The sequence below is a fragment of the Anabaena sp. TISTR 8404 genome, assembly GCF_056847745.1.
Genome location: NZ_CP180578.1, coordinates 6540862 through 6556161 on the forward strand (window position 1 = coordinate 6540862; position 15300 = coordinate 6556161).

At 39.7% G+C, this 15300-nt stretch carries 12 protein-coding genes and 1 tRNA gene; 4 read left to right on the forward strand and 9 right to left on the reverse strand.

Features of this window, described 5'->3' with window-relative positions; all coding sequences use genetic code 11:
* Positions 1 to 13: 13 nt before the first annotated feature.
* From ACMX3D_RS28205 to ACMX3D_RS28220, 4 genes are all read right to left on the reverse strand, one after another.
* Positions 14 to 391, reverse strand: a complete 378-nt coding sequence (locus tag ACMX3D_RS28205) for a response regulator (protein ID WP_482749071.1) — start codon at positions 389 to 391, stop codon at positions 14 to 16.
* Entirely contained in the window at positions 388 to 4314 is a 3927-nt protein-coding gene (locus ACMX3D_RS28210; RefSeq protein WP_482749072.1) for a PAS domain S-box protein, read from the reverse strand. The genes ACMX3D_RS28205 and ACMX3D_RS28210 overlap by 4 nt, the downstream gene beginning before the upstream one ends.
* A gap of 17 nt (positions 4315 to 4331) precedes the next feature.
* The gene (locus tag ACMX3D_RS28215) at positions 4332 to 6155 is read right to left on the reverse strand and encodes a response regulator (RefSeq protein ID WP_482749073.1); all 1824 of its coding nucleotides are present in this window, start codon (positions 6153 to 6155) and stop codon (positions 4332 to 4334) included.
* Between the two features lie 396 nt (positions 6156 to 6551).
* The gene (locus tag ACMX3D_RS28220; RefSeq protein ID WP_482749074.1) at positions 6552 to 7121 is read right to left on the reverse strand and encodes a hypothetical protein; all 570 of its coding nucleotides are present in this window, start codon (positions 7119 to 7121) and stop codon (positions 6552 to 6554) included.
* A 267-nt stretch (positions 7122 to 7388) separates the two neighbouring features.
* Here ACMX3D_RS28220 and ACMX3D_RS28225 point away from each other — a divergent pair, with 267 nt between their 5' ends.
* Entirely contained in the window at positions 7389 to 7847 is a 459-nt protein-coding gene (locus tag ACMX3D_RS28225) for a helix-turn-helix domain-containing protein (protein ID WP_482749075.1), read from the forward strand.
* A 167-nt stretch (positions 7848 to 8014) separates the two neighbouring features.
* Positions 8015 to 9148 carry an ISAs1 family transposase gene (locus ACMX3D_RS28230; protein ID WP_482747696.1) on the forward strand — a complete coding sequence of 378 codons (1134 nt, stop codon included), beginning with the start codon at positions 8015 to 8017 and terminating at the stop codon, positions 9146 to 9148.
* A gap of 269 nt (positions 9149 to 9417) precedes the next feature.
* Here the strand turns inward: ACMX3D_RS28230 and ACMX3D_RS28235 are convergent, their stop codons facing one another.
* From ACMX3D_RS28235 to ACMX3D_RS28250, 4 genes are all read right to left on the reverse strand, one after another.
* Positions 9418 to 9669 (reverse strand): hypothetical protein, encoded by a 252-nt coding sequence (locus ACMX3D_RS28235; protein WP_482749076.1) that lies wholly within the window; start codon positions 9667 to 9669, stop codon positions 9418 to 9420.
* A 93-nt stretch (positions 9670 to 9762) separates the two neighbouring features.
* Positions 9763 to 9915 (reverse strand): ribbon-helix-helix domain-containing protein, encoded by a 153-nt coding sequence (locus tag ACMX3D_RS28240; RefSeq protein WP_482749077.1) that lies wholly within the window; start codon positions 9913 to 9915, stop codon positions 9763 to 9765.
* Between the two features lie 167 nt (positions 9916 to 10082).
* Positions 10083 to 10155: transfer RNA gene (locus tag ACMX3D_RS28245), tRNA-Ala, on the reverse strand.
* Positions 10156 to 10242: 87 nt separating this feature from the next.
* Complete coding sequence (locus ACMX3D_RS28250; protein WP_482749078.1) at positions 10243 to 10995, reverse strand: HAD family hydrolase; 753 nt, start codon at positions 10993 to 10995, stop codon at positions 10243 to 10245.
* A 398-nt stretch (positions 10996 to 11393) separates the two neighbouring features.
* On the opposite strand from ACMX3D_RS28250, the gene ACMX3D_RS28255 reads away from it, so the two are divergent.
* The gene (locus ACMX3D_RS28255) at positions 11394 to 12575 is read left to right on the forward strand and encodes an RtcB family protein (RefSeq protein ID WP_482749079.1); all 1182 of its coding nucleotides are present in this window, start codon (positions 11394 to 11396) and stop codon (positions 12573 to 12575) included.
* A gap of 585 nt (positions 12576 to 13160) precedes the next feature.
* On the opposite strand, the gene ACMX3D_RS28260 is transcribed toward ACMX3D_RS28255, so the two are convergent.
* Complete coding sequence (locus tag ACMX3D_RS28260; protein ID WP_482749080.1) at positions 13161 to 14027, reverse strand: SDR family oxidoreductase; 867 nt, start codon at positions 14025 to 14027, stop codon at positions 13161 to 13163.
* A gap of 524 nt (positions 14028 to 14551) precedes the next feature.
* Here ACMX3D_RS28260 and ACMX3D_RS28265 point away from each other — a divergent pair.
* Positions 14552 to 15214, forward strand: a complete 663-nt coding sequence (locus ACMX3D_RS28265) for a class I SAM-dependent methyltransferase (RefSeq protein WP_482749081.1) — start codon at positions 14552 to 14554, stop codon at positions 15212 to 15214.
* Positions 15215 to 15300: the final 86 nt, after the last annotated feature.

The following is a 15300-nucleotide window of genomic DNA, read 5'->3' on the forward strand; positions in this document are numbered from 1 at the left end:
CTTCATACTTTTTCTAATCACTCCAACCAAGCATTTGGGCTATTTGTGCGCAAATTAGTACTGGATTGAATGGTTTAGTGATGATTCCGGCTAGATGCAATTGGGCAAAGCGCTTGTGATCATCTGGTAATACTTTGGCAGTGAGCAAAATAATCGGAATATTCTGAGTCTGTGGGTTTGCTTTGATTTTCTCGTAAAATTGAAAGCCATCCATGTCAGGCATGGACACATCAAGGAGTATTACATCTAAAACGTACTTTTGGGCTTGCAAAATTCCATCATGACCCGATTCAGCAGATATTGCCTCCCAGCCGCCCAAATCTTCTAAGCATGTGCAGGCAAGGTCTCGGAGAGATTCTTCATCATCAATAACAAGGATGCGTTTGCTCATAGTTCTCTTGGTGGGATTGGCAAAGTGAAATAAAATGTGCTGCCTTCACCGAGGGTACTTTCTGCCCAAATACTACCATTATGCTGTTGAATAATACTTTGACAAATTGCCAAGCCAAGACCTGTGCCTCCCTTAGCACGAGCATCAGAGATGTCCACTTGCCCAAAACGTTCAAAGATAGTTTCTAGTTTATCAGCAGGAATACCTCTACCTTGGTCTTTAACTTGAAACAACACCCTGTTGCCTTGAGGTTGGGCAGACAAAGTAATCTCTGAGTCACGAGGAGAAAACTTGATGGCGTTACTCAACAAATTGGTTAAAGTTTGAATGATTAAGTCGGGGGAAGCCCACACGCAAGCATTAGTAGGAGTAATAGAAATTGTGATGGCGGCGGCTAGTGTGATTGATTGTACTCCTTCCACCGCTCGTTGCATTAAATCTGCGGCATTGCAGACTTCTTTTACCAGCTGCACTCGCCCAGAAGACAATCGCTCTAAGTCCAAAATATCATTTACCAAACGCACGAGGCGATCGCCATTAGTTAAAGCCTGCTGAATCATCCGTTTGGCTTTTTCTGGTTTGTTGTCGTATATACCAGTATTCAATAAACCTAAAAATCCTTGGATGGCTGTGAGTGGGGTACGCAGTTCATGGCTAACAATGGAAATGAATTCATTTTTCATTTGCTCAATAGCTTGCTGTTCAGTAATATCTTGGATTTGCAGCACATAGTACAATGGTTGGCTGTGAAAATCTCTTACCAACGACAAACTCGTTAATCCTTCAGCAATGCGTCCTCCGTTGCACAAATAACGCAACTTTATTTGTGCATTGCGATTTTCATGAGACAAAACTTGCTTGATGCAGTCCTGAAACTGATGTGCATCTTCTGGGTAAAAAATTTCAAATGCCTTCAAGTTGAAAAACTCTGACTCAGAGTAGCCAAGCATCTCACGTAACATGGGATTTATTTGCAGCCAGCGCTGATCTAATCCCAACAGTGCCATGCCAATGGGAGCATCATAAAACGCATGGCGAAATCGCTCTTCGCTTTCACGCAAAGCTAACTCGGTTTGTTTGAGATCTGTAATATCTAGCAGCACTCCATACCAGGCAACTTCACCATTCTGTCGGCGTTCTGCACGGGAGTTAGCACGTACCCACTTCAGCTTGCCAGAGGGAGTAATAATTCGCCATTCGTGAGCAAAGGGTTCTAAAGTTCTGAGACTTTGAGTTGTTAGTTGATTATACAGATCCAGATCATCAGGATGCACTTGCTGATAAGTAAGTAAGGCATTGTCTAAAACTTGTTGCGGTTCTAATTCCTGAATTTCTCGCACGCCGGAACTGATGTATTCATAATGCATTTCCTTTGTATCTGGGTAATAAGTCAAAATGTAAATTTGTGCGGGTGAAGCGGCGGCAATTTTTTGAAAGCGAGCTTCACTTTGCCGTAGAGCTTCTTCGATGTGTTTCTTGTCGCTAATGTCCAACAGTACACCATGCCAAACCAGCACGCCATTGTCCCGGAGTTCCGGTCGAGAATTGGCTTGAACCCACTTGATTTTTCCAGAGGGAGTAATAATTCGCCACTCATGCTGAAACGGTTGCATAGCTTCAAGAGCGCGGATAACTGCTTGCTGATGTCCTTCGCGATCATCAGGATGAAAAGCGTCAAATGCAACCATTGGATCTTTTAATGCTTCAGCCAATGGAATTTCGTGGATTTCCTCAAAAGCTTGGCTGAGATATTCAAACCGGACAGGTCTACCAGGGTATTCCTCAATTGTGTAGATGATTGCGGGTGAAGCCGCGCTTAACTGCTGGAATCGAGCTTCACTTTGCCGCAGAGCTGCTTCACTCTGACGCAAAGCGGCCTCGGCTCGTTTGCGCTCAGTAATATCCGTTACCCGCACTAAATTGACGACTTGATTAGCAATCGAAACGCGCTTTGCCGCCAGGTTACCCCAGAAAAGATTTCCTTTTCGGGTTGTGTATTCGATTTCCTGACTCCACACACCTTTTCGATCCATCTCGGCAATGATTTCGCTCAGTTCATCGGAGGTGAATGAATGAAGCTGAAACGTGTGACCTTGAATACCAATGAGTTCGGCTTTACTGCTGGCTTCAAACAGTTCTACTGCTCGATAATTGCAATCCGTGATTAATAAGGTTTCGGGATCAACCAGAAACAGAGCATCGGCAGATTCATTATAAATGCTCTCACGCAGGTCTTTTTGCTGTCGCAGTTCTAATTCTGCAAGTTTGCGATCGCTGATATCTTGAGTAACTACAATGATATGTGGTTGTCCCTGAAGCTCGATAATATCGGCGGAAACCAAGACTGTGATCACTTTGCCTGTTTTGTGAAGAATTGCCAATTCCTGATGACAAATTTTTTTCCCAGAGAGCAAATCTCGCAAATAGCGTTGCCTATCTTTTAGATTGACCCAATATTTAAACTCTGTCACAGAATGATTAATAACTTCTTCGCGAGAATAACCATATAAATCAACAAAGGCATCATTCACATCTAAACATTGTCCTTTGAGGGTAAAAATCCCCATTGCTTCAGGACAAGTCCGAAATACTTTGGTAAAGCGTTCTTCTGAATGCTGGAGCGCAGTTGAGACGGAATTATATAACTGTCTCAGTTGCTGAGACATCCAATTAAAGGAGTTTTTCAGGACTTGAATTTCTGCAATCAGGCTGTCTTGTTCAATGCCTTGATTCCATTGTCCTTCTGCCAACGCCAAGCTAGATTGACCTAATTTTTGCATAGGTCGGACAATCAATTGGGTCAGTAACAATCCTACAGCGATCGCACTCGCCAAGGCCAAGACACTAAAAATTACAGTTAGGCGTGTATTGGCATTAATTTCTGCCGTAAAGTCCGATTCTGGCACGACTGTCACAATCAACCAGTCAAGTCCTAATTGATCACTATAAGGAATGACGAGTAAGAATTGCTTTTCGCCTTTGATGTCAAAGTCGAGTTGCTGTGCTGTCTGGATTTGAGTTAAATGACCAAAGCGCGAGAGCAAATGCTCGCTGGCTAGACGAATCAGGGGTTCTTTGCTTTCTATTGCCTTGAGACGTTTATAGAGTTTTTTATCAGCATCTATCATGAAGGGTTGTTCAGAAGTTGAAGACGCAACCATCAAACCCGAACGCTCAACAATAAACACTTGTCCGTGAGTACCCACCCGCAATTTTTTGAGAAACTCACTAATGGTAACAAGCCTGATATCGCTAGAGAAAACGCCTTGAATTTGTTGTTTTTGGTTATAAATGGGGTAACTGGTGGCAATTCCTAAACCTCTGGAAGCTGGTACGTATAAATAAATCGGTGTCCAAGTTGGTTTGCCTGTTAAGATTGGCTTTTGATAGAAAGGTCTTTTAGTTGCATCATAGTTTTGCTGATTAACTAATAATTTTTTCCGTTTTCCTTGACTATCTACGCTATATACATAAAGCTTACCTTTCCGAAAATTTTTGGTTGAAGAAATGGTAAGACCTCGTTCATCGTTTCCGGCTCCCACAAGTCCACCTTGAGGATTAATGAAATGGACTCTCGCTGAACTAAATTCTTGAATTTGACCAACAAAATAGCGTTCTAAACTTTGAGGATTGGTGATGTCTATCTGTTTTAGTTGGCTGGCTTGAGCATTGAGACGATTAATTAAGTGTGGAGTCTTTAAATAATTACTTAGATATAAATGAATGCGATCGCTCATTTCATTCATCAACTGATATGCCAAGCTATTGACTGAGCGCTGGGAATTGCACAGTGATATAAAACTTACTAAGCCTGTGGTTCCCCCAATTAACAGCACAAAGGGAACGGTGAGGATGATTTGTAAGGAAATTTTCGGCTTTTTGTGATTAGCTGGCCTTGTCCTCAAAAGATTGGAGAGCCGCACCTTTGCATCCTCCGCTTTTAGGTTTTGAGAGTTTGCTGTACACGAGAACGATCAATGCGGCTAATCACACGAGTAATTAACTCTGGACCCACCACAGGCTTGCCAATAAAATCATCAGCTCCTGCTGCAAACACCTGTTGAACTGATTTTATATCTGTATGGGCAGTAACTACTAAAATAGGCAATTTGCCCCAATGAGGATCTTGTCTGACTACCCGACACAAATCAATACCGCTATATCTTGGCATTTCTAAATCGATCATCAACAAATCAGGTGTTGTAGAAGTGAGTGCCTGCCAAAATTTTTGGGGGTTTTGCAAGGTTTTCACTGCCAATCCCCAAGGTTGTAGTAGATTGCTCAAGATATCAAGCATTACCGGATCATCGTCTAGGATCATGACTTTGGCTGTACTAGCTTGCGTTGGCGGTAAAACTTGAGTAATTGCCTGAAATACTTCAGTAATAGTAGGCTTGCTCAAAAATCCTTGTACTCCCAAACGAGCCACAGCTACTCGCTGAGTGAGATTATCTTGCTCTGCGATGACGAGAATTGGCGTAGTGGGAAAATCTTGTTTGAGTTTTTGTAGTAATTTTAAGTTCTTTTGCATTGATTGTTGCTGTTGCAAATTGAATAAAATTACTTTGGGTGACTGATCAAGCTTTTGTTGCTTGTTTTCCCAATAAGCAATTACTTTTATCTGCACGCCCCAACTAACAGCTGCCATTTTCAGTTGCTTACTAAAAGATTCATTATTAATAGCCAGCACCAAAGGAAGTTGAATTAGCTCAAGTTGTTCAACAGTTAAAGGCATCAGAGGTTGACTGAGAACATCTTGGAGTTGAGCAATCAGTTGTGACAGTTGAGTAGCTTCTTTTGACGTTAAATTTTGATCTTTGCTCAGCAGATGTTCAACGGTTCGAGCTAACTTTGAACCTGTTGTGTAGCCAAACGAGCCTAGCGTTCCTGTTAGTTTGTGTGCTTCTAACGCGGCTTGCTGTTGGAGTTCGGATGACAATTTTCCTTGATGTAAGGCTTGTGCGGCTTGCTCTAGCAAAGTTAGCCGTTGGGTAAACGTATCTTTGTAGCGTTCTATGGTTTTATTAATAGAAGCGATCGCGGTTTGAGGTTTTGCTTTGCTAATGCTGTCTGTTTGTTGAGTTTGAGGTGGAATTTTTAGTCGATAGCCCAAGCCATAAACAGTTTCCAGCAATTCGGCAGACATACCGACAGTTTTGAGCTTGTGCCGCAAGTCTTTAATTAGATTAGTCACTGCTCCTTCACTGGGCGTGGTATCAATAGACCAGAGGCGATCGATAATTTCACTTCGACTAAATACACGTTGTGGATGACGTAAGAACAGCCCTAACAAGCTATATTCTTTGGGGCTTAAAGATAAAGGTTGCCCTTTATAGGTAACTTCTGCGGAGACGGTATTAACGCAGAGATTTTCCCAATAGAGCAAGCTGGGTGTTAGTTCAGTCTGTCCCCGGCGCAGCAATGCTCGTATTCTTGCCAGCAATTCCGAGATATCGTATGGTTTGGTAACATAATCATCCGCACCTGCATCTAATCCTTTGACAACATCAGCACTTTGATCTTTGGCAGTTATTAACAGAATTGGTGTTTTAATTCCCTGAGCGCGAAGTTGTCGGCAAAGGTTAATGCCATCAAGTTTAGGAATCAACAAATCCAACAACATCAAGTCAAAGTTGGATAAAATTGCCAATGATAAGCCATTTTGACCATCTGTTGCCAATTCAACTGTGTAGTACTCCGCCGTGAGAACCTCACTTAGTACAGTCGCCGTTGGTAAATCGTCCTCTACCAGCAGAATTTTCACAACTTCTACTATGTTACTAACCAATAATCCACGTTATTCAGCACAACCACAAAAAAATCAAGCCTACACTGGAATAGTGTTTCTTAATTTGGCGGTGATGGCTTTTTTCGTAGACACCTTTTAAAATACATCCGTTTGCTTGATACAGCAAGCCCAGGCTACAAAGAATAACCGTCGTTGGTGAATTAAGGAATGATTCTTGTGAAGTAGGCAAAAGTTCACATTTTGCAAGTGCGATCGCAACTACTCTATTTCTGAATACCGCAAATTCCGTGGGTAATACCTGTTACTGCATATTTTTTTAATTAATTACAGCAATAGCCAAGACAGTTATAACATCAGCAAATGATAAAACGTAGACATAGAAAGACTTTTTACCCTGTCCCCTGTCACCTATCACCTGTCACCTGCTGTACCAACATCTAAGTTCAGGTAAAAACTTTTGTCAACTACTCTGTAGCTGCCATCGTATTTAATAATCGGAATCACAACTTTGTGTTGTCCTGCTTCTAGTTGCCATGATTTTTGAAAATTGCTGATATTGTGACAGCCTGTATTAATTGGAAAATCGCTAGGACTTAACAGCACATTTTGATAATTTTCAATGCCTTTGTTAAATAAAACTGCTTTTGCTTCGATTTTATTGAGCTTTATTTGAGGTGGGATGCAATAAGTTAAGTTTAACAATTTCATTGTTTCCCCAGATTTTAGAGGTAAACGTTGATTATGTTTTACTTGTTGAGTTTCATCGCTGTTTATCTGCACAGTCAAATGATCAACACATACTTTGTTTGTAGTTTGATGGCATTCTAAAACGGTAGAATTTGATGTATTTGTAGTCGTGGGAATATTAGAAGTACTTTGTTGTGGACTAGTTCTATTGATTAAAGCTACTCCTAAAGTTGCACCAGCAGTGATAAGAGCAACTAAAATAGGAGTCATGACTTTTAGTGTAGAAAGTTTCATATTTAGATAACTCCAGAGAACAACGTTTTTATTTGTTATTTATTAAGTTATCTAGGCAACTATCATTTGTCGGTATGTGGATGTAGGAATAATTATTGGTGTTAATTTTTAAAGTAGGTAGGTCAAAGTAGGTTCAAGTAGGTTCAGGTAGTATCAGATACCCGACTTCTTAAAGAAGTCGGGTATCTTTATATGTATCCTTTTGTGTGCAAAAATATTCTCAATTTTGGGATAGTATGAATAATTACCAGTCATTTACAGCCACTAATGAGCGGAGAAGACGCATTTGATTTTATTTATCGCCTGGTTGCTTCCACAGAAGGCGCTGGTTTTAGTGATTCTGAAAAGGCTGTGTTTCTGGGAATCTGGGAAGGAAAGACTTATCCTGTCATTGCTGAAGAAATAAATTATAATGAGCAATCTGTAAAAGAAATAGGAGGTAGGCTATTTAATAAAATTTCTGAAGTTACTCAAACAGAAATTAAAATTCAGAAAAATAATTTTAAAACTTCAATAGAGAAAATATATAAACAGCAATATACACAGATTCCAATCACCCCACTATCAACTTTAGAACTTAAAAACCCATTTATTCCTCTACAAGGGAGAGTGAAAGATGCACAACTATTCTTCGGGCGGAAGCAGGAAATACATCGGATATTTGAAATTTTTAACAGTGGTAGTAGCGTAGTTGTTGTAGGGGAAGAACAGGGCAAACGCATCTAAATATTGATGCACAGAACGAAAGAAGAGGCTTGGAAGTACAACCGTAAGCCATCAGTAACAATAAGAACTGATCGGTTGAGAAGAGAGTAGGGATACAGAACATAAACTCGGTATGGTATTGTCAAAAAGTATCCTCAAGAAAAAAAGCACGCTACACTGACGTTTGGATGAAGCTCAAGCCCAAAATCACAATAGCTGACCATTTTGCACAGATGTCAGATCCAAGAGTAGACCGCACAAGATTACATAAGCTAATTGATATTTTGACAATTGCGATTTGTGCAGTAATCTGTGGAGCAGATAGTTGGGTGGCAATAGAATTGTATGGCTGCACAAAGTATGAGTGGTTAAAAACATTTTTGGAGTTACCAAACGGAATACCATCACACGATACATTTGCAAGAGTGTTTGCACAATTGAATCCACAGCAATTTCAGTCATGTTTCTTAAACTGGATAAAATCAACTCAGAAGATAACAAATGGTGAAGTTGTAGCAATTGACGGTAAAACTTTATGTGGTTCTTATGATAAAAGTAGTGGTCAGAGTGCGATTCAAATGGTAAGTGCATGGGCAACTACGAATAAATTAGTGTTGGGACAGGTAAAAGTAAACGAAGCATCTAATGAAATTACAGCTATCCCAGAACTACTGAATGTTTTAGAGTTGAATGGTTGTATCGTGACAATTGATGCAATCGGTTGCCAAAAAGAAATTGTGAAGTTAATTACGCAACAAAACGCAGATTATGTAATCACCTTAAAAAAGAATCAGGGTAATCTATATGAGTTAGTAGAAGAACTATTAAGAACAGGAATAAGCACAGGGTTTGAAGGGCTTCACCATAGCACATATAAAACAGAAGAAACGGGGCATGGTCGTGATGAAATCCGCAATTATGTGATGTTATCTGGAATTGAATCTCAGCTTGACCCAGATTCAGTTTGGTCAAACTTAAAAAGTGTTGGGATGGTAGAGTCTGTTCGACAAATAGATGGTAAAACAACAGTGGAGACTCGTTATTATATTAGCAGTCTTGAGAATGATGCGAAAAAATTTGCTAATTGTGTTCGCAGTCATTGGGGCATAGAAAATTCGTTACATTGGGTATTAGATGTAGCTTTAAAAGAAGATGACTGCCGGATTAGGAAAGATAATGCTCCACAAAATTTTGCAGTGATGCGGCAGATAGCAGTAAATCTTTTAGGTAAAGAGAAACGTGTGAAGCGGGGAATCAAAAATAAACAGTTTTTGGCAGCAATGGATAATAACTATTTAGAAAGAGTTTTAGCTTTAGCGTAAACTAGCTTGTCAATAATTTGGTTAAGATTGTTGCTTATTTTTAAGGGTAAGCTTACTTATTTATAGCTGAATAGTTAGCTAATTTATCTTTAAACAAGAGTTATTTCATTAGCGATAAGCTAATTTACTTGTTAGCAAAAAAATCGATTTGTTCTATTTATATTTTGGTCAAGTTTTGCACTTATGAAAATGATTTTGAAATCCTTATTAGTTTTTGTTAGGAAATAAGGTGCGTTTTCCCTGGGGTTAACCTAAAGGGTCTTAAGGGTTTATTTAGGTGGTCTAGTAGCCGAGCCATTATGGTATTTGACTTTTAACTTAGGCGCTTGGCTATCCCTCTTGGCGGATTGCTCTAACTGCTGAAGTTTTATAAAATCTGCCCTTTGCTCTGGGCTTAGGCTGTCTACAAAGTCTACTCTAGCCGCAGTAGTATCTCTAACATGACCTTTCTTAGCTAATACTTCCTTTAGCCTCTGTCTTTGTTCTGGGGTTAAGGCTTTCCAAATACTGTCCTTATTCATAATCCTTTATCCTCCAGATACTTAGTTAACTTAGCGATCGCCTTAGTATTCTCCTCAACCGCGCTATCAATCCTTTCCAGGGTTGCATTTAAGTTACTCAGGGTAGACTCTAGAGTTATCTGAGACTGCTTGACTGATGAGTAATCTAATCTGGGCTGCCATAGAGATGTTATGGGAGTTAGCCAAGTCTTGTAGTTGGGAATAGAGTTTATCATTTAGGGCTATAGGTATCCTTTTAGATTTCATAGGAGATATCAGTTAGATACCTATAAAGTGTCAGGGTTAATAATGACTCATACTAGTCAAAGGGATAACTTAGACACTACTTGTTATTGTCCTAAGCATGAAATACCATTAGGACAGCATTAGGACAGTTAGGACAGCCTTAGTAATCTTAGAAGGCAAAGCCTTAATGGAGAATAGGGAACTCGAATCCCTGACCTCTGCGGTGCGATCGCAGCGCTCTACCAGCTGAGCTAATTCCCCTTACAATAGTGCTGAGTGCTGAGTTGTGAGTGCTGAGTTAAGGATAATATCAGCTATTGAATCAACGCTCTGCTACCATAGGACATTCTAACACTCACCGACGGTTGGCTGCGGTTCTAAGCCAGAAAATACATTTTGAACTCGGTCTAATTCCAAATCAGTAAGATAGTCCACAGTCCAGTTACAGCAGCGCTGAAGCATGTGGAAAGGGTAGGTATTTGCTACACCAACTACCTGCATCTGTGCTTGTTTTGCGGCTTGGATACCTGCGGGAGTATCTTCAATTGCTAAACATTCTTGCGGTTGTAGATTTAATTCGGGATATTGTTGATTGAATCGTTCTACAGCTAGTAAATAACCATCTGGTTTGGGTTTACTGGTAGTTATGTCATCACCTGCGACAATAACTTTAAAGTATTCTGCTAATTTGGCGCGATTCAGTACCAATTCTATTTCTTTGCGGAGTGCGCCACTGACTAAACCGAGTTTGAGATTTTGCGAATCTCCTCCAGAGACGCTGCGCGATCGCACCTGATATATTAAATCTTCTACACCTGGATATATCGGCAGTTTGTCTAATTTTTCTAGTTCTAGTACGTAAGCTTCGGCTTTGCGGTTAAGCAATTGCGTTAAATACTCTTCTGTAACTACTCTACCGCGATTTGCCAGTAGTTCTTGAAAACAAGCGCGATCGCTTCGTCCCAAAGAACTCTGTCGCTCTTGGCTTTTTTGGGGTTGGAGATTCTCTTGAATGAGAATTTCATCTATTAGTTGTAGGTGGATGCGTTCATCGTTAATGATGACACCATTAAAATCAAACAGAACTGCCTTTAAACTCATGCCGTTATGCCAATACTGGAGATCCTAAATCCTCCAAATTATTATTATCTATTGTGCTGTCTAATGACCCCTTAGTCTACTAGCGGAATTCTGCTGGTATGGACAAATCTCAGATTACGCCTTTAAATTACACAATCACTTGTGAGGTTCATTGACTGTTGACTGTTAACCGCCAGCAGTCAACACAGAATAATGTACTAAACAAATTGACACTCATCCAAAAAATGTATTACAAATATAATACACAAGAAATTATGCAGGCAACTAATTTCAACTTAATGAAAAACTTAGTTGATGTATGGACTTATCAAAATGATGATTGTTCACCACAAAGGACAAATGGCTAATAAATTAATGTCATACAATCAACACGAAAAATATCCAAAAGCAAAAAACTTATGCCCTACGAAAACTTAGAGATTAACGCACCAACACCCGTTTTATCTTGGGCAAATCATCCTTTAGCAAGTGATGAAACCAAGATGGCAAAAAATGTAGCATCGCTACCATTTGTGTTTAAACACGTAGCATTAATGCCAGATGTGCATTTAGGAAAAGGTGCTTTAGTAGGTTCAGTAATTGCCACAAAAGATGCAATCATTCCTGCGGCGGTGGGCGTAGATATTGGTTGTGGTATGTGTGCAATTAAAATGCCATTTAATGGCGACAAATTAGAAGGTAAACTCAAAAAAATTCGCCAGGATATAGAAGCAGCTATTCCTACAGGTTTCAACGAAAACAAAGATATTGAGAAATCAGTAACTAATTGGCAACGTTGGCATGATTTTCAAAATTTGCATCCTGGTGTGCAAGACTTACAAAATAAAGCCATGAAACAAATGGGTTCTCTCGGTGGAGGGAATCACTTTATTGAAGTGTGCCTCGATACAGAGAACCAAGTTTGGCTAATGTTACATTCTGGTTCGCGTAATATTGGCAATAAATTAGCTCAATGTCATATTAATACTGCTAAAGAATTAGCAAAAATGGCGGATAATAATTTACCTGATCCTGATTTAGCTTACTTTGTTGCTAATACTTCAGAATTCCAAGCGTACTGGAATGATTTGCAGTGGGCGCAAGACTATGCACGTTTTAACCGCGATGTGATGATGGCGCGTTTCAAGCACATCATCGAAAAACATCTGGCGGGTGGGAAAGTTACTAAACCTTTATTGCAAGTAAATTGCCATCATAATTACGCCGAAAAAGAAGTTCATTTTGGTGAGGATGTGTATGTAACTCGTAAAGGTGCAGTTCGCGCTCAAACTGAAGATTATGGTATTATTCCTGGTTCGATGGGGGCTAAATCTTTTATTGTCAAAGGTAAAGGTAACGCTCATAGTTTCTGTTCTTGCAGTCATGGTGCAGGCAGATTATTATCCAGAAATAAGGCCAAAAATGTTTACACCCTTGATGATTTAATTGAGCAGACAAAAGGTGTAGAGTGTCGCAAAGATAATGATGTTTTAGATGAAATTCCAGGTGCTTATAAACCGATTGAGCAAGTAATGGAAAATCAATCAGATTTGGTGGAAGTGGTGGCAACACTCAAGCAAGTTGTTTGTGTAAAGGGTTAATTGAATAAGAATTTGAATCATGAGTGATAACGAGTTGCTATCAAAGATATAGCAGTTTTTGGTTAGGTACAGTACATTTTTGACCTCTCTCCAAACCTCTCTCCTACAAGGAGAGAGGCTTTGAGTCTTACTTCCCTTCCCTTGTAAGGCTACCGTGTACACACAAATGTTGCTAGAATGCCTATCCCGCCTCGGAATGAATTCCGCGTCTCATAGCAAAAGTCCTCTAAAGAGGACTCAAAGAAAAATTCAGTTCACTTAAGTGGACTTTGGCTATGAGCCTAGAACTAAAGTTACAGGCGGGAATGGCTTCAACATAAAAATTTTTGACTTGTGTGTACACCGTAGCCTTGTAGGGAAGGGGTTGGGGGTTAGGTTTGTATTAGACTCAACTACAAACGGCTATAGTAACTTGGGCTGGGAGTAGTGAGTAAAATATTATGTCTGAACGCAACTTAATATGATCAGGCGAATATGATATGAAATAAAAAACCCTTGTCACTTATAAATTACAAGGGTTTTTTAAATTTAAACTTCTAGCTAAATCAAAACAAATAGCTAGATTCTTTTCTAGATACTTCTTAACTAACCATTAACAACTTCTCCACCATTTACATGGATTACTTGACCAGATATATAAGAAGAGTCATCAGAGGCTAAAAATACATAACTAGGTGCTACTTCTTCTGGTTGTCCTGCCCTTTGCATTGGTACTTGTTTACCAAAAGTTTCGACTTTTTCTTCGGGGAAAGTTGAGGGAATTAATGGTGTCCAAATGGGGCCTGGGGCTACAGCATTTACCCGAATTCCCTTTTCTACCAAATTTTGTGATAACGAACGGGTAAAAGCAACGATCGCACCTTTGGTAGCAGAGTAATCTAATAGTTGGGGATTGCCTTTATAAGCAGTCACTGATGTAGTGTTAATGATAGCACTGCCTTTTTTCAAATGTTTTAAGGCTGCTTTTGTCAGGTAAAACATTGAAAAAATATTAGTACGGAAAGTCCGCTCTAATTGTTCTTTGGTAATATCTTCAATGCTTTTTTGCGGGTGCTGTTCGGCGGCATTATTTACTAAAATATCAAGCTTACCAAATTCACCTAATGTTTGTTCTACAGCATTTTGACAAACAGCTTCATTAGTAATGTCTCCTGCTATGGTTAAAGCCCTTCGTCCGCGTTCTTCTACCAATTTTTTTGTTTCTGTTGCATCGTTGTGTTCACTCAGATAAACTATTGCTACATCTGCACCTTCTTTGGCAAATGCGATCGCTACAGCACGACCAATACCACTATCTCCACCTGTAATTAATGCAACTTTATTTTTTAATTTACCACTACCGCGATGCTGCTCATCCTCAGCTTTAGGTTTTGGCTGCATTTGAGATTCAGTACCAGGTGGTTGTTGCTGCTGTGGTGGTTGTAATTTTTCTTTTTGTGTTGATGCTGGCATTGGATTTTTCCTGATAATATATTTTTGCGTTTCTTTGATGAAAAATGCCTACAAACAAATAAACCTTGGCTCGAAAATTCAAACCAAGGTTTACTAATAAATTTTGCTTTCACTTACCATAGGCAAGTTGAGGCATTTTACCCCGGATATTAGCCAAATATAATCAACTGATGTTAACTCTCCCCACACCGCAAACACGCTCTTAATCTGACCACGGAAAACAAAGTACACAACTTTACTGTCGATAAAGAATTTAAGTCTCTTTATCTGTTTTTAAGTTAACTATTAATTTGTACGTATTAATCGCTCTTGAGATGGAACCCGACTGCAAGGATGCTCAATCTGAAGGTGGAAATAAATTCAGCAAAATTACTTTTATAATCTGCCTATAGTTAAAGGATAAATTCTCAAAAAACATACGGGTGTAGAAGTCAAGGGTATAAGAGTTAAGTAAAGAAAAATTAAAGAATTTTGTTAATAGTCATTTAAAATTACTATGTATTCTCCCAGCACTTTTCATATTGATGACTACTCAAACATTGGGTTTAGAACAAAATTTATATGAATATTTGCTTTCTGTTTCGGTGCGCGAACCAGAAATATTGACGCAATTACGCCAAGAAACCGCCCAACATCCGATGGGAAGGATGCAAATTGCTCCCGAACAAGGACAGTTGATGTCTTTGCTAGTTCAGTTAATCAAAGCGCAGAAAACTTTAGAAATCGGAGTATTTACGGGCTATAGTACTTTAGTTGTGGCGTTAGCACTGCCAAAAACAGGCAAAATAGTAGCTTGCGATATCAGTGAAGAGTTTACCGCGATCGCTCGTCGTTATTGGCAACAAGCAGGCGTAGCTGAGAAAATTAACCTACATATCGCTCCAGCAATGGAAACTTTAGACCGACTGTTAGCAGGTGGTGAAGCAGAAACCTTTGATTTTGCGTTCATTGATGCGGACAAAAGCAACTATGATGGTTATTATGAGCGATCGCTGCAACTAGTACGTCCGGGTGGTTTAATTGCTATTGATAACGTTTTATGGTCGGGTAGAGTTGCAGATCCCCAAGTACAAGATAATCGCACCAAGAAAATTCGCGCTTTCAATCAAAAACTGCATCAAGATTCTCGCGTGACTCTTAGTTTAATCCCAATTGCCGACGGCTTGACCTTGGCACGTAAGAATTAAAGATAAACAATACCTTTGCATCTTTGCGCGGCAGTCGCTTCAAGTCGGCAAAGCCGCCCAACGCGCTGCCTTGCCTTTTCATGAGA